Below are 23,418 nucleotides of genomic sequence, written 5' to 3' on the forward strand. Positions count from 1 at the left end.
CTCACTTCGTCGGCATCTGCTGCTGGGCCTTCTCCAGCGCCGCCTTCACCGAGTCCGTGGTCACCGGGCGTCCGGCGGCGGCGTCGGCCCACAGCTCCTTGATGGCCGTACCGACGGCTGTCTCGAACTGGGACTCGTCGGCGACCTGCGGTGCCGCGATGGCGCTCTTGGCGAGGGTGTCCTTGAGGACCGCGTTCGCGGGGGTGTTGAAGGACTCGTCCGACTGCGCGCCCTTGACCGGCGGGATCGAGCTGTAGGCCTCGTTGAGGATCTTCTGCTCGTCGTCGCTGGTCATGAACTTCACGAACTTCGTGGCACCGTCGAGGTTGTCGGTGTTCTTGAAGACGGCCAGGTTGATGCCCATGACCATGGAGTTGACGCTGGTGTCGGAGCCCGGGGTGCCGGACTGCACCGGCACCGGCGCGATGCCGTAGGCGTCCTCGCTCATGCCCTGCGACTTGAGGTTGGCGGAGGCGGACTGCCACAGCAGCATCGCCGTCCTGCCCTTGGCGAAGTCGCTGACGGACTGGTTCTGCGCGTACTCGGCGTTGCCGGGCGCGATGATCTTGTCCTTGGCCATCAGGTCGACGAACTGCTTGACGCCCTCGACCGCCTTGTCGGAGGTGAAGTCGGGCTTGCCGTCGGCGGTGAAGAAGTCGGCGCCGTGCTGCTTGGCGAAGACGACGGCGTGGTGGATGTTCTCCGAGGGGTTCGAACCCTCCACGCCCAGGCCCCACTTGCCGTCCTTGGACAGCTTCTTGCCGTCGGCGACCAGCTCCTCCCAGGTGGCCGGCGGCTTGGAGATGCCCGCGTCGGCGAACATCTTCTTGTTGTAGTAGAGGGCGTACGACATCGAGTACAGCGGCACCGCGGCCGGGTCCTGTCCCTCGGCGCCGGTCGAGCCGAGCGCGGAGTCGACGAACCGGTCCTTGCCGCCGATCTTGCCGAAGTTCTCGGCGTTCCACGGCAGCAGCGCCCCCGTGGCCTGGAGGGAGGCGCTCCAGGTGTTGCCTATGTTGAGGACGTCCGGGCCCTGACCGGAGGTGGTCGCGGTCAGGATCCGGTTGAGCAGGTCCGACCAGGGCACGACCTCCAGCTTCACCTCGATGCCCGTCTCCTTCTCGAACTTGTCGAGCTCGGGCTGGAGGACCTTCTTGTCGACCTCGATGCTGGCGCCCTGGTTGGAGGCCCAGTAGGTGAGGGTCTTCGGTGAATCGTTCGACCCGCCACCATCGGTGGACGAACCGCCTCCGCAGGCCGTGGCGGCCAGGGCGAGAGACATGGTGACGGCAGCTACGGCCGCGGCTCGCGTTGTGCGCATGGCTCCAGGTGTCCCTTCCGGGAGTACTGCTGCTTAATTTAGAGCGTGAGTTAAGCCCTAAGAAACGCGCGCGTCAAGGCTTTTGACGCAGTCGCCGGACTCTGGTCCAAGGTCTTGACTCCTTCGTTTTACCGCTGAACCATTCACCGGCGAGAGAGCGCTCCCACACCCCACCGTGTTCATTTCCTGAACAAGGAGAGCCGCCCATGTCTGCTTCCTCCCCGGATTCCCGGCCGCCCTCGATCGGCCGTCGCACGCTGCTGGGCGCCGCGGCCGTGGTCACACCGGCCGTGCTCGGCGCGGCCACACCGGCCGCCGCGGCGCCGTCCTCGGCTTCGGCCGCGGCCGGGCCCGCGGCGCCGTCGACGCGCAAGAAGCCGCGTGCCCTGCCCGGCGGCGGCGACCTCGGCCCGAACGTCATCGTCTTCGACCCGTCGACCCCCGGCATCCAGGCCCGGCTCGACGAGGTGTTCCGCCGGCAGGAGTCCGCGCAGTTCGGCACCGGCCGCTACGCGCTGCTGTTCAAGCCCGGCACCTACAACGGCCTCAACGCCCAGCTCGGCTTCTACACCTCGATCGCGGGCCTCGGCCTGTCCCCCGACGACACCACCATCAACGGCGACGTCACGGTCGACGCCGGCTGGTTCAACGGCAACGCGACGCAGAACTTCTGGCGCTCGGCGGAGAACCTGGCCCTGGTCCCGGTCAACGGCACCAACCGGTGGGCGGTCGCGCAGGCGGCCCCGTTCCGCCGGATGCACATCCGCGGCGGTCTCAACCTCTCCCCCACCGGCTACGGCTGGGCGAGCGGCGGCTACATCGCGGACAGCCGGATCGACGGCCAGGTCGGACCGTACTCGCAGCAGCAGTGGTACACCCGCGACAGCGCGATCGGCAGCTGGCTCAACGGCGTGTGGAACATGGTGTTCTCCGGCGTCGAGGGCGCCCCGGCGCAGAGCTTCCCCAACCCGCCGTACACCACGCTCGGCACCACTCCGGTCTCGCGCGAGAAGCCGTTCCTGTACCTCCAGGGCAACGACTACCGGGTCTTCCTCCCGGAGAAGCGGACCAACGCCCGCGGTGTGACCTGGGGCAACGGCACCCCGCGAGGCACCTCGCTGCCGCTGTCGCAGTTCTACGTCGCCCGGCCCGGCGTCTCCGCGGCCACCCTGAACCAGGCGCTCGCCGAGGGGCTGCACCTGCTGCTCACCCCGGGCATCTACCACCTCGACCGGCCCGTCCAGGTCAACCGCGCGGGCACCGTGGTCCTCGGCCTCGGCTACGCGACCCTGATCCCCGACGGCGGCGTCACGGCCGTGCGGGTCGCCGACGTCGACGGGGTCCGCCTGGCCGGGTTCCTGGTCGACGCCGGACCGGTCAACTCCGCGACGCTGCTGGAGATCGGGCCGCGGGGCGCGTCCCGGGACCACTCCGCCAACCCGACCACGGTCCAGGACGTGTTCGTCCGCATCGGCGGCGCCGGCGCCGGCAAGGCCACCACCAGCATGGTGATCAACAGCCGGCACACCATCGTCGACCACACCTGGGTGTGGCGCGCCGACCACGGCGAGGGCGTCGGCTGGGAGACCAACCGGGCCGACTACGGCGTGGTCGTCAACGGCGACGACGTCCTGGCGACCGGTCTGTTCGTGGAGCACTTCAACAAGTACGACGTCCAGTGGAACGGCCGGCGCGGCCGCACGATCTTCTTCCAGAACGAGAAGGCGTACGACGCCCCGAACCAGGCCGCCATCCAGAACGGCTCCATCAAGGGCTACGCCGCCTACAAGGTCGGCGACGGCGTGACGGCGCACGAGGGCTGGGGGCTGGGCAGCTACTGCTACTACAACGTCAACCCGTCGATCGTGCAGCACCACGGCTTCGCCGCTCCCGTGCGGTCCGGGGTGCGCTTCCACAACCTGCTCGTCGTGTCGCTGGGCGGCCAGGGTCAGTACGAGTGCGTGATCAACGACACGGGGTCGCCGACGTCCGGGACTTCGACGGTGCCGTCGACCGTGGTGTCGTACCCCTGAGAACCCGCCGTGCCCGGTGACGGGCCGCTCTCCCCGGAAGGACGCTTCGGGGGAGAGCGGCTGACGGGGGCACCGGTTCAGGGCAGGATCTCGACGAACCCGTCCGTTCCGTGCACGCGGATCCACTGTCCGTCCCGGATCAGCCGGGTGGCCTGCTCCACGCCCACGACGGCGGGCAGGCCGTACTCCCGGGCGATCACCGCGCCATGGGTCATCAGGCCGCCGACCTCGGTCACCAGGCCCGCGATGCCGACGAACAGCGGCGACCAGCTGGGGTCCGTGAAGGCCGTGACCAGGATGTCGCCCGCTTCGAGATCGGCGTCGGCCATGTCGAGCACGACCCGGGCCCTGCCCTCGACTGTCCCGGCGGAGACCGGCAGGCCGACCAGGGCACCGGCCGGCACGTCGTCGCGCCGGTACGCACCGGTGAGGGCGTCACCCTCCGAGGTGAGCACGCGGGGCGGGGTGAGCGCGTGGTACGACCGGAACGCCTCCTTGCGCTGCCGGACGAGCCGCTCGTCCACCCGGTTCGAGCGCACGGCGTCGTGGAACTCCTGGAAGGTGAGGTAGAAGACGTCCTCCGCCTCGGGCAGCACGCCCGCCCGCACCAGGCGTTCGGCCTCCGCCAGCAGGGCCCGCTTGTAGACGAAGTAGCGGCTGATGATGCCGTACTTCGGATACTCCCGGTAGCCGATGAAGGTCCTGACCCGGTCGATCATCCGCTTGGCCTCGGCGGCCTTGAGGTCCCCGTCCGGCAGGGCCCGCAGGCGGGACAGCACGTCCCGCTCCTTCTCCCGCGCCTTCCGCCGTCCCTGCTCGAAACGCCGCTCGGCGGCGCCCGGCTCGAAGTTCCTGACGTTGTCGAGGATCACGGGCACGAGCGTGGTGGGGCGCTCACGCCACCGTGGCCTCGTGATGTCGATCTCGCCGACGCAGCGCATGCCGTACCGGTCGAGGTAGGCCTCGATGGCGTCGCGCGCCCCGGTCCCGCCGGGGAGCTTCGCCAACTCGTCGAGGAAGCCGTCGTCCTCGACGCCCTGGAGGAACGTCACCAGCTCCGGATGCGGGCGGATCACGTCCGCGACGCCGAGCAGCGCGAGTCCCATCTCCGAGGTGACGTTGCCGGGGGCGGACAGCGTGAGGGTGTCAGCGGCGTTCTTCTCGCCCAGCCACTCCAGCAGCTTTTCGTTGAGCCACCACGTGGCCTCCATCCCCGCCATGATCGCCTGGATGCTCAACGGATCGCTGAGGACCCGCTTGTGCTCCTCGAAGGCCTCCATCAGGAAGTCGAAGAGCGCCGGTCCGGTCTTCGTCCGGATGTCGCGCTCCAGGGCGGCGACGGACGTCTCGCTGCGCTCGATCAGCCGGCTGACGACGGCCGGATCGGTCTCGAGCGGGGCGGGCGGGCCGCCGGCCGGGGGCCCGCCGGGGCCGGCGTCCGGGAGCGACGGGACGAAGCCGTCGCGGTCGAGGACGGTCTCCAGCGCGTCCCTGGTCAGCGGATCGCCCTTCCCCAGGACGTCCAGGAGACCAGCGCGGCTCGTGGGCGCGGCCAGGCGCCGGGTGACGTCGACGAACAGCCTGCCGCCGGCCTCGTGCATCGGCACCATGGCCGTCAGCCGCCACATGGAGTGCCCCAGTGGCTTCATCGGGTCGGTCATCATCTGCCCGTGGCCGACGGAGACGTAGACGTGATTCTCCTGGTCGCCGCTCTCGGGCACCGGGAACAGCGTGGTGATCGGCCGGCTCTGAACGATCTGGAAGCCGTCGTCGGCCAGGCACCATTCGATGTCCTGCGGGCGGCCGAAGTGCGCCTCGATCCGCCGCCCGAGATGTACGAGTTCCATGGCCTGGGCGTCCGTCAGCGCCGGCTGCTCCTGCCGTCGCGAGTCGATCGCCACCTCGCGCGTGCCGCCGGCCGGCAGGGCGTGCACGGCACGCTGTTTGGCGGCGATGGTCCTGGCGACGATCTCGCCGTCCCGCACCTTGAAGACGTCCGGGTTCACCAGGCCGGAGACCAGGGCCTCGCCCAGGCCGAAGCCGGCGTCGACGGTGGCGACCTTCCGGTTGCCCGTGACGGGGTCGGCGGTGAACAGGATGCCGGACGCGTGCGGGAGGACCATCCGCTGCACGACCACGGCCATGTGGACCGTGCGATGGTCGATGCCGTTGCGCTGCCGGTAGATCACGGCCCGCTCGGTGAACAGCGAGGCCCAGCACCGGCTGACGTGCCTCAGGATCGCCTCCGGCCCCACGACGTTGAGGTACGTGTCCTGCTGGCCGGCGAAGGAGGCCGTCGGCAGGTCCTCCGCCGTGGCGCTGGACCGGACGGCACAGGCGGCGTCCTCGCCGAGGTCGGCGAGCGCGCCGGTGATCGCCACCGCGAGGTCGTCCGGGACAGCGGTCTCTTCCACGGCCCGGCGGATCAGCGCGCTGAGCGTGCGGATCGCCTCCCGGTCGTCCGGGTCCGAGCGCGACAGCCGATCGAGCAGGTCGTCGATCGACGGCACCTGCGCCAGGACCCGCCGGAAGGCGTCCGTCGTCACGCAGAAGCCGCCCGGCACGCGAATGCCGTCGATCCGCGACAGCCCGCCCAGATGCGCACCCTTGCCGCCGACGACGGCGACCTGCGTCTCGTCGATCTCCTGAAGACCCACCACGTACTGCTCGGTCAACGCGATCCCTCCGGGGCTGCCGCGGTCCGTCGGGCCGCGATGGCCGACGTGATCCCGGCGCCTCCAAGTCTGTCGAACCCCTTGTCGGGCACGGCCTCATCCGCACTTCCGATGCCGGAACGCGGCATCGGCCGACGATTCTGCGCCGTGACCCGGCCCTTGTGGCAAGCCCCCCTGTGCGCTATACGTTGAGAGTGGCAGGGAGAGAGTTCTCCTTGCCCTTTCTTTTGCCGTCCGCCAGAGGCCGCGCACGGGTACGGCCCCACCCGCGTACGAGTGGGGCCGTACCCGTCGGTCACCGGGCCGGTGCCGTCACCGGTGCCGGCGCATACCCCGTCGGCCGGGCCGTGAAGGTGCCGCGGCCCTGGGTCCGGCTGCGCAACCGTGTCGCGTAGCCGAAGAGTTCGGCCAGCGGAACGGTCGCCGTGACGGCCGTCGCGCCCGCCCGGGTGACCGAGCCGGAGACCCGGCCGCGACGGGCCGCCAGGTCGCCGAGCACGCTGCCGACGGCGTCGTCCGGCACGGTGACCGAGACCTCCACGACCGGCTCCAGCAGGACCATCGCGCAGGAGCGCAGGGCGTCGCGCAGGCCGAGGCGGCCGGCCGTGCGGAAGGCGGTGTCGGAGGAGTCCTTCACATGGGTCGCCCCGTCCGTGAGGGTGACGCGCAGCCCGGTCACCGGGTGACCGCCGAGCGGGCCGTCACCGAGGGCGTCCCGGCACCCGGCCTCCACGGCACGGACGTACTCCTGCGGCACCCGGCCGCCGACGACGGCCGAGCGGAACTCGAAGCCGGACCCCGTCTCCAGGGGCTCGACGTCGAGCACGACGTGCGCGAACTGGCCCGCGCCGCCGTCCTGTTTGACGTGCCGGAAGACGAAGCCGGTCACGCCCCGTCCGACGGTCTCGCGGTACGACACCCTGGGGCGGCCGACGTTGACGTCCAGCCCGGCCTCCCGCCGGATCTTCTCCACCGCGACCTCCAGATGCAGTTCTCCCATCCCGGACAGCAGCGTCTGCCCGGTCTCGGCGTCGGTCCGCACGACCAGCGACGGGTCCTCCTCCGCCAGCCGGGCCAGTGCGGAGGCCAGCCGGTCGGTGTCCGTGGACCTGCGGGTCTCGACCGCGACCGACACCACCGGCTCGGCCACGCCGGGCGGTTCGAGGACGAGCGGCGCGCCCGGCGCACAGAGCGTGGAGCCCGCGCGGGCCGACTTCAGACCGACGACGGCCACGATGTCCCCGGCCAGGGCCACGTCCACCTGGGCGTGACGGTCGGCCTGCACCCGCAGGATCCGCCCGATCCGCTCGGTGCGCCCCGCAGCCGCGTCCAGCACGGTGTCTCCCTTCGCGATCGTTCCCGAGTACACCCGCAGATACGTCAGCCGGCCGGTCGGCGTCGCGCTCACCTTGAACGCCAGCCCGGCGAACGGCGCCGCCGGATCGGCGGGCCGCTCCACGTCGGCGCCGTCGTGCGCGCCGTGTACGGCAGGCACGTCGAGCGGTGACGGCAGATACGCCACGACCGCGTCGAGCAACGGCTCGACACCACGGTTGCGGTAGGCCGAGCCGCACAGCACGACCACGCCCTCACCCGTGCGGGTCAGCTCTCGCAGAGCACCGGCCAGCGTCCCGGGCGAGACCGCCGACCGTGCGCAGAACTCCTCCAGCGCGCCCGCGTGCAGTTCGGCGACGGCCTCCTCCAGCAACCGCCGACGCCGCTGCGCCTCCTCCCGCAGCTTTCCCGGCACTTCCTCTTCCACGAACGCGTCGGCGCCGTCGGCCCAGACCAGCGCCCGCATCCGTACGAGGTCCACGACACCGCGGAAGCCGTCCTCCGTGCCGATGGGCAACTGCACGACCAGCGGCGTCGGATGCAGCCGTGCCCTGATCGACTCCACGGCTCCGTCCAGGTCCGCTCCGGCGCGGTCCAGCTTGTTGACGAAGGCGATCCTCGGCACACCGTGCCGGTCCGCCTGCCGCCACACGGACTCGCTCTGCGGTTCGACCCCGGCGACGGCGTCGAACACGGCGACCGCGCCGTCCAGTACGCGCAGCGCACGCTCGACCTCGTCGGCGAAGTCGACGTGACCGGGGGTGTCGATGAGGTTGATGCGGTGACCGTCCCAGGCGCAGCTCACGGCCGCGGCGAAGATGGTGATCCCCCGGTCGCGCTCCTGCGGGTCGAAGTCGGTGACGGTGGTGCCGTCGTGGACCTCGCCGCGCTTGTGCGTGGTCCCGGTGGCGTACAGGATCCGTTCGGTGACGGTGGTCTTGCCCGCGTCGACGTGGGCGAGGATGCCGAGGTTGCGGACGACGGCGAGGCTGTTTCGGTTGGTGCGCACGGCCCTTGGCCTTTCGGATGTTCCGGAAACGGAAAGGGGTCAGCGCGATTCCCGGACGACGGTGCGTGGGCGCACGCGAGCAGGACCCGCCGCCCGTCAGAAATGTGCCGGGGCAGGGAGGTCGAGGTGCTCGGGCGCTGTCAGAGGTTCGTCACGGACATCCGGTACCGGCCGCGCAGCGGGCACCGGGAGGACGAAGACACCAGGATCACCTCGGACCGGAAGGACCGGGAACGGGGAACGGCGACAGCGACGTGTTCACGCACGGCCGGGCTCCCTCCACTGGTCACGATGTCGTGGTGAGTGTAGGGAGAGGCGGGGCGACGGGGCCACGGAATTTCCGACGGGTCCCTCGACCAGGCGCAGCGGAGCGCCGAGGAGCCACGTCCCGTGCGCGGCCCGACACACGTGCCCCGAGTCCTCCCACGTGGCCATTGCGGTCGTATGGTCCTGGGTGATTTATCGTGAATTGAGGAGTATGCCCCTACCGGAGGTGCAATGATGCGCGCCGCGGCAGCGATCGTCTCTCTGGCTGTCAGCGGGGCGTTCATCGTCGCGACATCGGCGTGCGACGAGGGCGGGTCGCAGTCGTCGAACGCCCACTACGGCGACTGCCCGGTCTCGGGACATCACGGGGAGTTCCACCTCTCGCCCGAGACGGCGGGCGCACTCACGGTCAAGACGACCCTGCCCGCACCCGGCTGGTGGAACGGTGACACGCCGCAGTCCGTCAAGAGCGGCTACGAGTACTGCATGGCCGCCAACATCGCGTACCGGTCCGGACTCGACCGGGTCGAGGTGAAGAACGCCCCGTTCCCGGAGGTGGTGTCCGGCCGGACGACGGACTTCGACCTGGCCCTGGCGCAGATCACGATCACCCCGGAACGGAGCAAGGTCGCCGAGTTCTCCCCGCCCTATCTGTCCTCGACCCTGGGCCTGCTGATCAGGGAGGGCGAGAAGATCAACCAGGACAACGTCCGCGACGTCCGGATCGGAGTGGCCGAGGGCACGACGGGCGAGGAGTTCGTCGAGGACCGCATCAAGCCGACCGAGCCCGTCACCGCCTTCGCCAACGACCCGGAGATGATCACGGCGCTGGAGGAGGGACGGATCGACGCGGTCATCCACGACACGACCATTCTGCTGGCGTATCCCCAGAAGCCGGGAAGCAGGGTGAGCCTGGTGGGCCAGTACAGGACCGACCAGGGTTATGGCGCCCTGTACCCGACGGGGTCGCCCAACAGGGACGAACTGGACCGGATCATCAGACAGTTGATCCACGACGGGACGCTCGCCAAACTGTCGGCCGTCTATCTCGGGGCCGCTTTCGGCCAGGACCCGGCCAAGATCCCGTACATCACGGTCGACGACGGCTCCTGAACGCTCCGCATCCCGCACACACCGGGACGTACGGCGGTCCGGTGCGTGCACCGGGACGTACGGCGGCCCGGTTTCCGTCCCGCTTCACAGGCCCGCCGCCGAAAGACCGTTCAGGTCGCCGGCGGCTCCGCCGTCGATCGCCTGCTCGGCCCAGATGATCTTGCCCCGGTCGGTGTACCGGGTCCCCCAATGGCGGGACAGCTGCGCGACGAGGAACAGACCACGGCCCCCTTCGTCGGTCAAGGTCGCGCGGCGCAGGTGCGGGGAGGTGCTGGTGCCGTCGCCGACCTCGCAGGTCAGGGCGTCCTGGTCGCGCAGCAGCCGCAGCCTGATGGGACTCTTCCCGTACCGGATGGCGTTCGTCACGAGTTCGCTGAGGATCAGCTCGGTCGTGAAGGCCGCCTCTCCGAGCCCCCAGGCCTCGAGCCTCAGGGTGGCCTCGGCGCGGATCCGGGCGACGGCCGCGGGGTCCTCGGGCACCTCCCACTCCGCGACCTGATCCCGGTCGAGCAGCCGCGTGCGTGCGACGAGCAGGGCGACGTCGTCACTCGGCCTGGTGCGCAGCATCGCGTCGAGCACCGCCTGGCAGGTGCCGTCCAGGGTGGCACCGTGCGTAGCGGCCAGCGCCTCCCTCAGCATGTCGAGCCCTACGTCGATGTCTCGGCCCCGGGCCTCGACCAGGCCGTCGGTGTAGAGCACCAGCCGGCTGTCGGCGGCCAGCCGGAGCACGGCCTTCTCACCCGGCAGACCTCCTCCCACGCCGAGTGGCGGGGCGACGGGGATGTCGGGGAAGGTCACGGAGCCGTCGGGCGCGACCAGCGCCGGACCGGGGTGACCGGCCCGGGCGACGACACACTGCCCGGAGACCGGATCGTAGACCGCATACAGGCAGGTGGCACCGGTGACGGCCTCGGTCTTGCCCTCGGCCGCCGCGTCCTGGTCGATTCTGGCGATCAGGTCGTCCAGCTGCGCGAGAAGCTCGTCCGGAGGCAGGTCCAGGGCGGCGAAGTTGTGCACCGCGGTCCTCAGGCGACCCATCGTCGCGGCGGCGTGCAGACCGTGTCCGACCACGTCGCCGACCACCAGGGCCACCCGGGCCCCCGGCAGCGGGATCACGTCGTACCAGTCGCCGCCCACCCCCGCCTGGGCGGGCAGATACCGGTGCCCGACCTCCAGGGCGGACAGTTCGGGGAGCGCGCCGGGCAGCAGACTGCGCTGGAGGGTGACGGCCGTGGTGTGCTCGCGGGTGTAGCGGCGCGCGTTGTCGATGCACACGGCCGCCCGGGTGGCGAGTTCCTCGGCGGGCGACACGTCGTCCGGTTCGAAGGGGTCCTGGTCCGAACGCCAGAACTCCACGACTCCCAGCAGTTGGCCCCGAGCCTGGAGCGGCACCGAGATCATGGAGTGGATGCCGTACGCGATGATCTGCCGGGCCCGCTCCGGGTCCTGGGCCCGCCATTCGTCGGCGGAGGCGAGGTGCGCCACCAGGACCGGCCGACCGGTGGTCATACCGGTGGCCACGGGGTTGCCGGGCGCGTAGCTCACCAGCGTCCCGACGGGGTGCAGGGGCGCGTCCTGCCGGATGCCCGCGGCTGCGATGTGGCGCATCGCCGTACTGACCCCCGTCGGTTCACCACCTTGCAGCACGGGCTCCGCCAGCTCGACGGTGGCGAAGTCGGCGAAGCGCGGGACCGTCACCTCGGTCAGCTCCTCGGCGGTGCGCTTCATGCCGAGGGTGGTACCGATCCGTGTACTGGCCTCGTAGAGCAGTTGCAGGCGCCCGCCCGCCACGTCCGCCCGGCCCGCGAGGGCGCGCAGCTCGGTGGTGTCCCGCAGGGTGGCCACGCTGCCCTCCTTCGGGCCCACCGGCCGCACGTTGACCGCGAGCAGGGTGTCCCCGGCCAGGAAGACCTTGTCGGTGGCCGCCCGGCCCGATCCCAGCAGTCCGGCCAGGGCGGGGCTCAGACCGAGTCCGGTGACCGGCCTGCCCTCGACCTCCGGCGGCAGTGCGAGCAGCCGGCGCGCCTCGTCGTTGACCAGCAGCAGCCTTCCGTCGCCGTCCAGGATGATCACGCCTTCACGGACCGCGTGCAGCACCGCGTCGTGGTGCTCGTACATGCGGGTCATCTCCACCGGCCCAAGGCCCCGGGTCTGACGCCGCAGACGCCCGCTGACCAGTGCCGACCCACCCGCGGCCAGCAGCAGCGCGACACCTCCGGCGGCGAAGATCACCGGCAGCTGATGCTGCACCACGCTGGTCACCTTGTCGACCGTGACGCCCACGGTGACGAGCCCGACCGCGGTTCCCTTGTCGTCGAAGACGGCCACCGTCGAGTCGACCGCCTTCCCCAGACTGCTGTCGAACGTGGTCTGGTGGGGCTCGCCTTCGAGCGCCTGACCGTAGGAGGTGGAGACGTGCTTCCCGATCTGGTCCGTGTCCGGGTGGGTCCACCGGAAGCCGTAGGGGCTCAGCGCCACGACGTAGTCGACGCCGGTCTTCTTGCGCACCGCCTCGGCATGCGGCTGGAGTTCCGCCGTCGGGTCGTCGCTCTGCATCGCCTCCGCGGTGCCCCGGGCGTTCGCGAACGACTCGGCCGCCACCAGTGACCGGTCCTTGGCTTCCTGGATCGCACGGTTGCGGTCCTGGATCACCAGCGCTGTCACGGCCGTGGCGATGAGCAGCAGGACGACGACCAATTGCAGCAGGAAGACCTGACCGGCGACGCTGCGCGGCTTCCGCAGCGACAGCAGACGTCGGCCGACCGAAGGGCGAGGGGCCGTCGGACCGGCTTCCGGTGGCCCTGCTTCCGGACCGGGTTCCGGTCGCCCGGCCGTCGGACCGGCTCCTGACGGCCCGGGCGTCGGACCGGCTTCCGGTGGCCCGGCCTTCGGTGGCACGTGGTCGCCCCGGCGGCTCGCTGGGGCGTATCGCCCAAGTTTGCCCATTTCCTCAGTATCAGTGACCGAGTAGACGGGCGCGGCTCAGAACAGTTCGAGGCGGGCCGCAGTACCCCGGAAAAGCGAAAGCCCTCCGCATGAGAACCATGCGGAGGTACTGGAGTCGATCGAAAGTGTCCGAGGGGGGACTTGAACCCCCACGCCCGATAAAGGGCACTAGCACCTCAAGCTAGCGCGTCTGCCATTCCGCCACCCGGACCAGGTGTCTGCCGCCTTGCCGGGGGTGCCCCCCTCGGCGACGTGGACAACAATACCAAGCTTTCGGAGCGCCTTTCACCTGCGTTTCCTTCGACAGGGCGGGGGTCCGGGACCTCCCGCTCCGATACGCCTAGGGTCGCACCATGAGTGACTGGTTGGTTACGCAGAGCCCTCCTGTGGGCCGTCGCCCGCGTGCGCTGTCGCCCCTCAGGGAGCATCTGCGGGACACGTTCTGGTTCGCCCCGACCGCCGCGATGGTGAGTGTCTTCGTGGTCTGGCTGGGGGCGCAGGCGCTCGACACGGCCATCGTGGACGCGCTGCGGGACGAGGGCGACTACGAGGCCCTCGACGAGCTGCTGCGGTTCGCGGGGGACGCGAAGGTGGTGGTGAGCGCCGTCGGGTCGGCGATGATGACCTTCATCGGCGTGGTCTTCAGCATCTCGCTGGTGGCCGTGCAGATGGCGAGCGGGCAGTTCACCCCGCGTGTGGTGCGGCTCTTCGTCCGCAGCCGGATCACCAAGGCGACCTTCGCGGTCTTCCTGGCCACCTTCGTGCTGACCCTGCTGGTGCTGACCGCCTTCGACACCGCCGACGACCCCAGGAACGTGACGACGCTGCCCCTGGTGCAGTCGATCCTCACGCTCTGCATGGTCGCGCTGAGCCTGCTGCTCTTCGTGCTGTACGTGAACTCCACCCTGCGGCTGATGCGGATCAGCCATGTGATCGCGCGGATCGCCACCGAGTCGTTCCGGGCGATCGCTTCGATGCCCCCGCCCGCGAGCGGAGCGGACACGCCCGAACCCGGCCCCGCGACGGCGTGGGTGCCCCACGAGGGCCGGGCCGGGGTGTTGCGGGACGTGCACATCGCACGGCTGGTGCGGGTGGCCCGAAGACATGGCGTCGTGCTGCGGCTGATCCCGAGGATCGGGGACTTCGTGGTGCCCGGGACGCCCCTGCTGGCGGTCCACGGCGGCGCGGCCCCGCCGCCCGGCGCACTGCGCTACACCACTTCCGTCGGGGTGGAGCGGACGTACCACCAGGATCTCGGTTTCGGGCTGCGGCAGTTGTGCGACATCGCGCTGCGTGCCCTGTCGCCCGGGATCAACGATCCGACGACAGCCGTGCAGGCGCTGGATCGCATCGTGCAGTTCCTGGCGGCGCTGTCCCGGCAACCATTGGATGTCTCACTGCACCGGGACCGGGGCGGGACCGTGAGGCTGGTGCAGCCCGTGCCGGGGTGGACCGAGCTGGTGGATCTCGGGTTCACCGAGGTGCGCCGATGCGCCCTCGGGAACCCGCAGGTGTCGCGCCGCATGCTGGCCGGTCTGGACGACCTGCTGCTGCTCGCCCGTGCGGATCGCCGGGAGCCGCTGCTGCGGCACCGCGAACTGCTCCACCAGGCGATCGACGAGTCCGCCCCGAACCCGACGGACCGCGCGTTCGCGCTGCGCCCGGACCGGCAGGGCATCGGCTGACCGGTTCAGCGGCCGGCCGATGCCCCGGGGTCCTTTGCTCAGGGAAGGAGCTGGTACTCCGGGAAGTTCCCGGGCAGCCTCTCCCCCGCCGGCCCCTGTGTCACCGCGCGCACCAGCAGCTCGCCGCCGACGAACGCGCCGCGCCAGGACGCGCCGAACCCGCCGAACAGCTCGTCACGGTCACCGCGCGAGCGTGGCTTGCCGTGACCGACCTTGAACGCGCGGATCTGCGGGGCGAGTCGCTCGTACGTCGCGGGGTCGTCCGTGGACAGCGTGGCGACCAGCGCGCCGTTGGAGGCGTTCATCGCCGCCAGCAGCTCCGCCTCCGTGTCGACCAGGACGATGGTGTCGACCGGGCCGAACGGCTCCGCGTGATGGAGCGGCGAGGACGGCGGCGGGTTCAGAAGGGTGACAGGCTGGACGTACGCCGAGGTGTCCTGGCCTGGCAGGAAACGCGCGGCGGACACGTCGCCCCGGTGCAGCGGGACGGCGCCGCGGTCGATCGCCTCGGCGACCTGGTCGTGCAGTTCCTTGGCCTTGGCGGCGTTGATCACCGGCCCGAAGTCCAGCCGCGGACAGGGGTCGTTGCGCTGCTCGACGGCCAGGGGGTGCCCGACCTTGAGCGTGCGCACCGCCGGCAGGTAGGCCGCCAGGAACTCGTCGAACAGCTCACGTTGGACGACGAAGCGCGGGTACGCCGTGCAGCGCTGTTTGCCGTAGTCGAAGAGCTTGGGGATGACCGCGGTGAGCGCGTCCCAGTCGGTGTGGTTCCAGATGCCCCAGGTGTTGAGTCCCTCCTGTTCCAGTACATGTCGTTTGCCGAGGTCGGCGACGGCTGTGGCCACCGCGGCGCCGGTGTCGCGGCCGCCGACGAAGGAGACGCAGCCGATCTCGGGCGCCCGCACCAGCGCCTGGGACAGCTCGCCGCCGCTGCCGCTGACGAGGGTGACCGGTATGCCTTCGCGGGTGGCGAGCGCGCAGGCCAGGGTCAGACAGGCGACACCGCCGTCGGTCGGGGTCTTGGCGATGACCGCGTTGCCCGCCAGTGCTTGTACCAACACTGCGTGAACGAGCACGCTCATCGGGTAGTTCCAGCTGGCGATGTTGGAGACCGGCCCGTTCAGCGGGGCCCGGCCGGCGACCATCGGCTCGATGCCGTCGACGTACCAGCGCACGCCGTCGATGGCCCGGTCGACGTCCGCCTGCGCGAGCCGCCAGGGCTTGCCGATCTCCCAGACGAGCAGCAGGGCGAGCAGTTCACGGTGCTGGGTCAGGGCGTCGAGGGTCGCCGCGACGCGTGCCCGGCGTTCCTCCAGCGGGATGTGCCGCCACGCGCGGTGCTGGTCGAGCGAGGCGCGTACGGCCTGGTGGGCGGTGTCCCCGTCCAGGCGCGGCGGGCCGGCGATCGGGCTGCCGTCGACGGGGCTGATGGCGGGCAGGGCGCGGCCGTCGGCCTGCCAGGTGCAGTTCCAGAGGTTGAGGACACGGTCGTCCCGGAAGGCCTCCGGGGCGACGGTCAGGCAGCGCTGCCAGGCGTCTGCCCAGGAGGTGCCTGATTTGAGGGTGAGGGTGGTTGCCATGGGGGCTCCGCTCTCGGTGCACAGTCGGGGGCGGTCGTTGATGGCTGCGGCGGAAGTTAGCGGCCTGCGGCAACTCCTGAAAGTGACCTCAGGCCGACTATGAGTGACGTCACGCCTCGGCGCCCAGGCGGTCCAGCACCAGACGGGCGGTCTCGGTGGGCGTGCTGCCGACTCCCACGCCGGCCGACTCCAGCGCTTCCTGCTTCGCCGCCGCCGTGCCGGACGAGCCGGACACGATCGCGCCCGCGTGCCCCATCGTCTTGCCCTCGGGCGCGGTGAAGCCGGCGATGTAGCCGACGACCGGCTTGGTGACGTGGTCGCGGATGTAGGCGGCCGCGCGTTCCTCGGCGTCGCCGCCGATCTCGCCGATCAGGACGATGAGTTCGGTGTCGGGATCGTCCTGGAAGGCGGCCAGGCAGTCGATGTGGGTCGTGCCGACGACGGGGTCGCCGCCGATGCCGACACAGGTGGAGAAGCCGATGTCGCGGAGCTCGTACATCAGTTGGTAGGTGAGCGTGCCGGACTTGGAGACCAGCCCGATACGGCCGGGCTTGGTGATGTCGGCGGGGATGATGCCCGCGTTGGCCTGGCCGGGGGTGATCAGGCCGGGGCAGTTGGGGCCGATGACGCGGGTGCCGCGTGCCTTCGCGTGGGAGGTGAAGGCGACGGAGTCGTGGACGGGGATCCCTTCGGTGATCACGACGGCGAGTCCGATGCCGGCGTCGGCCGCCTCTACGACGGCCGCCTTGGCGAAGGCGGGCGGCACGAAGACCACGGTGACGTCGGCGCCGGTCGCGCGCATGCCGTCGGCGACCGAGCCGAAGACGGGGACGGCGCGATCGTCGAAGTCGACGGTGCGGCCGGCCTTGCGCGGGTTGACGCCGCCGACGACGTTCGTGCCGGCGGCAATCATGCGCCTGGTGTGCTTCATGCCCTCGCCGCCGGTCATGCCCTGGATGAGGACCTTGCTCTCCTTGGTGAGATAGATCGCCATGTCGTCGTGTCTCCTCAGGCTGTGGCGGAGGCGAGTCGGGCGGCTCGCAGCGCGGCGCCGTCCATGGTGGTGGCCTGCTGGACCAGGGGGTGGGCGCGGCCGTCGAGGATGGCGCGACCACGGGCGGCGTTGTTGCCGTCGAGGCGGACGACGAGCGGCTTGGTCAACTGGACGCTGTCCAGGGCCTGCACGATGCCGTCGGCGACCGCGTCGCAGGCGGTGATGCCGCCGAACACGTTGACGAAGACGGACTTCACGTCCGGGTCGGAGAGGATGACGGAGAGTCCGTCGGCCATGATCTGGGCCGAGGCGCCGCCGCCGATGTCGAGGAAGTTGGCGGGGCGGGCGCCGCAGCCGGCGACGACGTCGAGGGTCGACATGACAAGGCCCGCGCCGTTGCCGATGATGCCGACCTCGCCGTCGAGCTTGACGTAGTTGAGGCCCTTGGCCGCGGCCGCCGCCTCCAGCGCGTCATCGTGCTCGACGCCCTCGGCCCCCCACCGGGCCTGCCGGAAGCGGGCGTTGTCGTCGAGGGTGACCTTGCCGTCGAGGGCGAGGATCTGGCCCTGTTCGGTGCGCACGAGCGGGTTGACCTCGACCAGGAGCGCGTCCTCGCGGACCAGTACCTCCCAGAGTCTGACGAGCACGTCGACGGTCTGCGGTGGCAGGCCGGCCGCCGCGGCGATCTCGCCGGCCTTCGCCGAGGTCACGCCCTCTGCCGGGTCGATGGGGATACGGGCCACGGCCTCGGGCCGGGTGGCGGCGACCTCCTCGATCTCCATGCCGCCCTCGGCGGAGGCGATGGCGAGGAAGCCGCCCGCCGCACGGTCGAGTACGTAGGACACGTAGAACTCGGTCTCGATGTCCACGGGCTGGGCCAGCATCACCTTGCCGACGGTGTGGCCCTTGATGTCCATGCCGAGGATCTGACGGGCCGTGATCTCCGCGGACGCCGGGTCCGCGGCCACCTTCACGCCGCCGGCCTTGCCGCGGCCACCGGTCTTCACCTGCGCCTTGACCACGACTCGGCCACCGAGCCTGCGGGCCATCTCGCGGGCTTCCTTGGGTGAGTCCGTCACCTCCGCCCGCGGCACCAAGATGCCGTGTTCTTCGAAAAGTTCCCTTGCCTGGTGTTCGTACAGGTCCATTCCGGCTCCTGACTCAAAAGTGCCGCACGCCCCCTGGACACCACCCACCGGATGCGGGATAACAAGGTTCATACAGTATTCGTCGACTGTATGCAATGTACCGCGAGAGCCGTTCCACCCCCCCCCTACGAAGGGACAGGACTTCGCCATGCCCGACGACACCCAGGACGTCATTTCCGGTGGTCATCTCGTTGCCAAGGCGCTGAAGGCCGAGGGGGTCGACCGCATCTACACGTTGTGCGGCGGCCACATCATCGACATCTACGACGGCTGCGTAGACGAGGGCATCGAGGTCGTCGACGTCCGTCACGAGCAGGTCGCCGCCCACGCCGCCGACGGCTACGCCCGTCTCACCGGCAAGCCGGGATGCGCGGTGGTCACCGCGGGTCCGGGCACCACCGACGCCGTCACCGGTGTCGCCAACGCCTTCCGCGCCGAGTCACCGATGCTGCTCATCGGCGGCCAGGGCGCCCTCACCCAGCACAAGATGGGGTCCCTCCAGGACCTCCCGCACGTCGACATGATGACGCCGATCACCAAGTTCGCGGCGGCCGTGCCGGACACGGCACGCGCGGCGGACATGGTGTCGATGGCGTTCCGCGAGTGCTACCACGGCGCGCCCGGGCCCTCCTTCCTGGAGATCCCGCGCGACGTGCTCGACGCGAAGGTGCCGGTGAGCAAGGCGCGTGTGCCGAAGGAGGGGGCCTACCGTGCCTCCACCCGCTCGGCCGGCGATCCCGAGGCGATCGAGAAGCTCGCCGACCTGCTGGTCCACGCCGAGAAGCCAGCCATTCTGCTCGGCAGCCAGGTGTGGACGACACGTGGCACCGAGGCGGCCATCGAGCTCGTACGCACCCTCAACATTCCCGCCTACATGAACGGCGCCGGCCGCGGCACCCTGCCGCCCGGGGACCCGCACCACTTCCAGCTGTCACGGCGGTACGCGTTCTCAGGCGCCGACGTCATCGTCATCGTCGGCACCCCCTTCGACTTCCGCATGGGCTACGGCAAGCGGCTGTCCCCGGACGCGACCGTCGTGCAGATCGACCTCGACTACCGCACCGTCGGCAAGAACCGCGACATCGACCTCGGCATCGTCGGCGACGCCGGACTGGTGCTGAAGTCGGTCACCGAGGCCGCCTCCGGGCACGCTTTCAACGGATACAGCAACGGCGGCGCGTCCAAGCGCAAGGAGTGGCTCGACGAGCTGCGCGCGGCCGAGCAGACCGCCCTGGAGAAGCGGCTGCCCAGCCTGAAGTCGGACGCCTCGCCGATCCACCCGTACCGGCTGGTCAGCGAGATCAACGACTTCCTCACCGAGGACTCGATCTACATCGGCGACGGCGGCGACATCGTCACCTTCTCCGGTCAGGTCGTGCAGCCCAAGTCGCCGGGCCACTGGATGGACCCGGGCCCGCTGGGCACGCTCGGCGTCGGGGTGCCGTTCGTGCTCGCGGCCAAGCAGGCGCGGCCCGACAAGGAGGTCGTCGCACTCTTCGGCGACGGGGCGTTCTCCCTCACCGGCTGGGACTTCGAGACGCTCGTCCGCTACGACCTCCCCTTCGTCGGCATCGTCGGCAACAACTCCTCGATGAACCAGATCCGTTACGGCCAGGCCCAGAAGTACGGCCTGGAGCGCGAACGCGTCGGCAACACCCTCGGCGACGTCCACTACGACAAGTTCGCGCAGATGCTGGGCGGTTACGGCGAGGAGGTCCGTGACCCCGCCGACATCGGCCCCGCCCTGCGGCGCGCCCGCGAGTCCGGCAAGCCGTCGCTGATCAACGTCTGGGTCGACCCGGACGCCTACGCCCCCGGAACCATGAACCAGACCATGTACAAGTGAGGAGGCCTGCATGACCGGCACGACGGGAACTCCGTCCAAGGCTCTCGAAGGCATCCGCGTCCTGGACATGACCCACGTCCAGTCCGGGCCCTCCGCGACCCAGTTGCTCGCCTGGCTCGGCGCGGACGTCGTCAAGCTGGAGGCGCCGACCGGTGACATCACGCGCAAGCAGTTGCGCGACCTCCCGGACGTCGACTCCCTCTACTTCACGATGCTCAACTGCAACAAGCGGAGCATCACTCTCAACACCAAGACCGAGCGCGGCAAGGAGATCCTCACCGAGCTGATCCGGCGCTCCGACGTCATGGTCGAGAACTTCGGACCGGGCGCGGTCGACCGGATGGGCTTCACCTGGGACCGCATCCAGGAGATCAATCCACGTATCGTCTACGCCTCCATCAAGGGGTTCGGCGAAGGCCCGTACACCAACTTCAAGGCGTACGAGGTCGTCGCGCAGGCCATGGGCGGGTCGATGTCGACCACCGGTTTCGAGGACGGGCCGCCGCTGGCGACCGGAGCCCAGATCGGGGACTCGGGGACCGGTGTGCACGCCGTCGCGGGGATTCTCGCGGCGCTGTTCCAGCGCGAGAACACCGGGCGTGGGCAGCGGGTCAACGTGGCCATGCAGCACGCTGTACTCAACCTGTGCCGGGTGAAGCTGAGGGATCAGCAACGCCTGACACACGGGCCGCTCACTGAATATCCCAACGAGGACTTCGGCAGCGAAGTTCCCCGCTCGGGAAACGCGTCCGGCGGCGGTCAGCCGGGCTGGGCGGTCAAGTGCGCGCCGGGCGGCCCGAACGACTACGTGTACGTCATCGTGCAGCCCGTCGGCTGGAAGCCGATGAGCGAGCTCATCGGCCGGCCCGAACTCGCCGACGACCCCGAGTGGTCGACGCCGGAAGCCCGGCTGCCCAAGCTCAACAAGATGTTCCAGCTGATCGAGGAGTGGTCCTCGACCCTGCCCAAGTGGGAGGTGCTGGAGCGGCTCAACGCGCACAACATCCCGTGCGGGCCGATCCTTTCGACCAAGGAGATCATCGAGGACTCCTCGCTGGTCGACAACGAGATGGTCGTCACCGTGCCGCACCCCGAGCGGGGCGAGTTCGTGACCGTCGGCAGCCCGCTCAAGCTCTCCGACTCCCCGGTCGAGGTGAGCAGTTCGCCCCTGCTCGGCGAGCACAACGAACAGGTCTACATCGGCGAGCTCGGCCTCGGTGACGAGGAGCTGCGCCTGCTCAAGTCGAACGGAGTGATCTGACGTGATGGCCGAAGACCGCGAGCTCAGGGTGCGGGCGCTCCTCGACTCCGTGCGGGCCGAGGGACGAACCGCGCTGACCGCGCCCGAGGGCAAGGTGATCGCCGACGCATACGGGATCGCCGTACCGGGCGAGGAGCTCGCGACGGACGTCGACGAGGCGGTGGCCTACGCGGCGCGCTTCGGCGGGCCCGTGGTGATGAAGATCGTCTCGCCGGACATCCTCCACAAGACGGACGCGGGCGGCGTGATCGTCGGTGTCGAGGGCGCGACGGACGTACGGGCGGCGTTCCACAAGATCGTCGACAACGCGCGGACGTACGACGCGCAGGCCCGCATCGAAGGCGTCCAGGTGCAGGAACTGCTCCCGCAGGGGCAGGAGGTGATCGTCGGCGCGGTCACCGACCCCACGTTCGGCAAGGTGGTCGCCTTCGGGCTCGGCGGAGTCCTCGTCGAGGTCCTCAAGGACATCACCTTCCGGCTCGCGCCGGTGAGCGCCGACGAGGCGCTGTCCATGCTGGATTCGATCCGGTCGGCGGAGATCCTGCACGGCGTGCGCGGCCAGGCGGCCGTGGACCGGTGGGCGATCGCCGAGCAGATCCGCCGGGTTTCGCAGCTGGTCGCGGACTTCCCTGAGATCGCCGAGGTGGACCTCAACCCGGTGATCGCCACCACACAGGGCGCGATCGCCGCCGACATCCGCGTGATCCTCTCCGAGGCGCCCGCGAAGCCGCGCCGGCGCTACTCGCGCGAGGAGATCCTCACCTCGATGCGCCGGCTGATGCAGCCGTCGTCGGTCGCGGTCATCGGCGCGTCCAACGAGCCGGGCAAGATCGGCAATTCGGTCATGCGCAACCTCATCGACGGTGGTTTCGCCGGGGACATCCATCCGGTGAACCCCAAGGCCGATGACATTCAGGGCCGCAAGGCGTACAAGAGTGTCACGGACGTTCCCGGTGAGGTGGATGTGGCGGTCTTCGCTATCCCCGCCAAGTTCGTGGCCTCGGCCCTGGAGGAGGTGGGACGCAAGGGGATCCCCAACGCCGTCCTGATCCCCTCCGGGTTCGCGGAGACCGGTGAGCACGAACTCCAGGAGGAGATCGTGGCCATCGCCGAGCGGCACGGCATCCGGCTGCTCGGTCCGAACATCTACGGCTACTACTCGACGTGGCAGGACCTGTGTGCCACGTTCTGCACGCCGTACGACGTCAAGGGCGGGGTGGCGCTGACCTCGCAGTCCGGCGGCATCGGCATGGCCATCCTGGGCTTCGCGCGGACCACGAAGACGGGCGTGTCGGCGATCGTCGGCCTCGGCAACAAGTCGGACCTGGACGAGGACGACCTGCTGACCTGGTTCGGCGAGGACCCGCACACCGAGTGCATCGCCATGCACCTGGAGGACCTCAAGGACGGGCGCGCGTTCGTCGAGGCCGCGCAGGCGACCGTGCCGAAGAAGCCGGTCGTCGTCCTCAAGGCGGGCCGTACGGCCGCGGGTGCGAAGGCCGCCGGGTCGCACACCGGAGCCCTCGCCGGCGACGACGCGGTCTACGAGGACATCCTGAAGCAGGCCGGTGTCATCCGGGCGCCCGGGCTGAACGACATGCTGGAGTACGCGCGCGGGCTGCCGGTCCTGCCGGCTCCCAAGGGCGACAACGTCGTGATCATCACGGGGGCCGGCGGCAGCGGTGTGCTGCTCTCGGACGCCGTCACCGACAACGGCCTGTCCCTGATGGAGATCCCGCCGGACCTGGACGAGGCCTTCCGGAAGTTCATCCCGCCCTTCGGGGCGGCGGGCAACCCGGTCGACATCACCGGTGGCGAGCCGCCGTCGACGTACGAGGCGACGATCCGGCTCGGCCTGGAGGACCCGCGCATCCACGCGCTGGTCCTGGGCTACTGGCACACGATCGTCACTCCTCCGATGGTCTTCGCGGAGCTCACCGCGCGCGTGGTGGCCGAGTTCCGGGAGCGCGGCGTGCAGAAGCCCGTCGTCGCGTCGCTCGCGGGTGACGTGGAGGTCGAGGAGGCCTGCCAGTACCTGTACGAGCGAGGGGTCGTGGCGTACCCGTACACGACCGAGAAGCCGGTGGCCGTGCTGGGCGCCAAGTACCGCTGGGCGCGGGCGGCAGGACTGTTGGGGGGCGGTTCATGAGGTGAGGCAGCGGGGGGGGGGGGGGGGGGGGGGGGGGGGGGGGGAGGAGGGGAGAG

General features: G+C 70.3%; 13 protein-coding genes and 1 tRNA gene. 6 read left to right on the forward strand and 8 right to left on the reverse strand.

The features are described 5' to 3' along the window. Position 1 precedes the first annotated feature (1 nt). Entirely contained in the window at positions 2–1,321 is a 1,320-nt protein-coding gene (locus AC3ETA_RS16945) for an ABC transporter substrate-binding protein (RefSeq protein WP_432193708.1), read from the reverse strand. Between the two features lie 206 nt (positions 1,322–1,527). Here AC3ETA_RS16945 and AC3ETA_RS16950 point away from each other — a divergent pair, with 206 nt between their 5' ends. Next, positions 1,528–3,354, forward strand: coding sequence for a coagulation factor 5/8 type domain-containing protein (locus tag AC3ETA_RS16950; RefSeq protein ID WP_432193709.1), 1,827 nt, complete (start codon positions 1,528–1,530; stop codon positions 3,352–3,354). A 77-nt stretch (positions 3,355–3,431) separates the two neighbouring features. On the opposite strand, the gene rph is transcribed toward AC3ETA_RS16950, so the two are convergent. Together rph and fusA are read right to left on the reverse strand one after the other, a co-directional pair. Beyond that, the gene (gene rph, locus AC3ETA_RS16955) at positions 3,432–6,029 is read right to left on the reverse strand and encodes a rifamycin-inactivating phosphotransferase (RefSeq protein WP_432193710.1); all 2,598 of its coding nucleotides are present in this window, start codon (positions 6,027–6,029) and stop codon (positions 3,432–3,434) included. Between the two features lie 295 nt (positions 6,030–6,324). Then, on the reverse strand, positions 6,325–8,373 hold the full coding sequence (gene fusA, locus AC3ETA_RS16960; RefSeq protein WP_432193711.1) for an elongation factor G: 2,049 nt from the start codon (positions 8,371–8,373) through the stop codon (positions 6,325–6,327). Positions 8,374–8,871: 498 nt separating this feature from the next. On the opposite strand from fusA, the gene AC3ETA_RS16965 reads away from it, so the two are divergent. Beyond that, on the forward strand, positions 8,872–9,753 hold the full coding sequence (locus AC3ETA_RS16965; protein WP_432193712.1) for an ABC transporter substrate-binding protein: 882 nt from the start codon (positions 8,872–8,874) through the stop codon (positions 9,751–9,753). 84 nt (positions 9,754–9,837) lie between these two features. Here AC3ETA_RS16965 and AC3ETA_RS16970 read toward each other — a convergent pair whose 3' ends face one another. Both AC3ETA_RS16970 and AC3ETA_RS16975 read right to left on the reverse strand, forming a co-directional pair. Beyond that, positions 9,838–12,450 carry a SpoIIE family protein phosphatase gene (locus tag AC3ETA_RS16970; protein ID WP_432193713.1) on the reverse strand — a complete coding sequence of 871 codons (2,613 nt, stop codon included), beginning with the start codon at positions 12,448–12,450 and terminating at the stop codon, positions 9,838–9,840. A gap of 375 nt (positions 12,451–12,825) precedes the next feature. Further along, positions 12,826–12,910: transfer RNA gene (locus tag AC3ETA_RS16975), tRNA-Leu, on the reverse strand. A 142-nt stretch (positions 12,911–13,052) separates the two neighbouring features. Between AC3ETA_RS16975 and AC3ETA_RS16980 the strand changes: the two genes are divergently transcribed. Beyond that, complete coding sequence (locus AC3ETA_RS16980) at positions 13,053–14,384, forward strand: DUF2254 domain-containing protein (RefSeq protein ID WP_432193714.1); 1,332 nt, start codon at positions 13,053–13,055, stop codon at positions 14,382–14,384. Positions 14,385–14,422: 38 nt separating this feature from the next. Here the strand turns inward: AC3ETA_RS16980 and AC3ETA_RS16985 are convergent, their stop codons facing one another. The 3 genes from AC3ETA_RS16985 to sucC form a co-directional block, all read right to left on the reverse strand. After that, positions 14,423–15,964 (reverse strand): aldehyde dehydrogenase family protein, encoded by a 1,542-nt coding sequence (locus tag AC3ETA_RS16985; RefSeq protein WP_432193715.1) that lies wholly within the window; start codon positions 15,962–15,964, stop codon positions 14,423–14,425. A 109-nt stretch (positions 15,965–16,073) separates the two neighbouring features. Continuing rightward, entirely contained in the window at positions 16,074–16,958 is an 885-nt protein-coding gene (gene sucD, locus AC3ETA_RS16990; protein ID WP_432193716.1) for a succinate--CoA ligase subunit alpha, read from the reverse strand. 14 nt (positions 16,959–16,972) lie between these two features. Then, a complete protein-coding gene (gene sucC / locus AC3ETA_RS16995; RefSeq protein ID WP_432193717.1) occupies positions 16,973–18,106 on the reverse strand; it encodes an ADP-forming succinate--CoA ligase subunit beta in 1,134 nt (377 codons plus the stop codon). A gap of 148 nt (positions 18,107–18,254) precedes the next feature. Between sucC and AC3ETA_RS17000 the strand changes: the two genes are divergently transcribed. The 3 genes from AC3ETA_RS17000 to AC3ETA_RS17010 are packed head-to-tail and all read left to right on the forward strand — an operon-like array spanning position 18,255 to position 23,362. Then, positions 18,255–19,952 (forward strand): thiamine pyrophosphate-binding protein, encoded by a 1,698-nt coding sequence (locus AC3ETA_RS17000; RefSeq protein ID WP_432193718.1) that lies wholly within the window; start codon positions 18,255–18,257, stop codon positions 19,950–19,952. 10 nt (positions 19,953–19,962) lie between these two features. Then, the gene (gene frc / locus AC3ETA_RS17005) at positions 19,963–21,213 is read left to right on the forward strand and encodes a formyl-CoA transferase (RefSeq protein ID WP_432193719.1); all 1,251 of its coding nucleotides are present in this window, start codon (positions 19,963–19,965) and stop codon (positions 21,211–21,213) included. A 4-nt stretch (positions 21,214–21,217) separates the two neighbouring features. Continuing rightward, positions 21,218–23,362, forward strand: a complete 2,145-nt coding sequence (locus tag AC3ETA_RS17010) for an acetate--CoA ligase family protein (protein ID WP_432193731.1) — start codon at positions 21,218–21,220, stop codon at positions 23,360–23,362. The last annotated feature ends 56 nt before the right edge of the window (positions 23,363–23,418 follow it).

The sequence above is a fragment of the Streptomyces sp. bgisy027 genome (genome assembly GCF_057710365.1).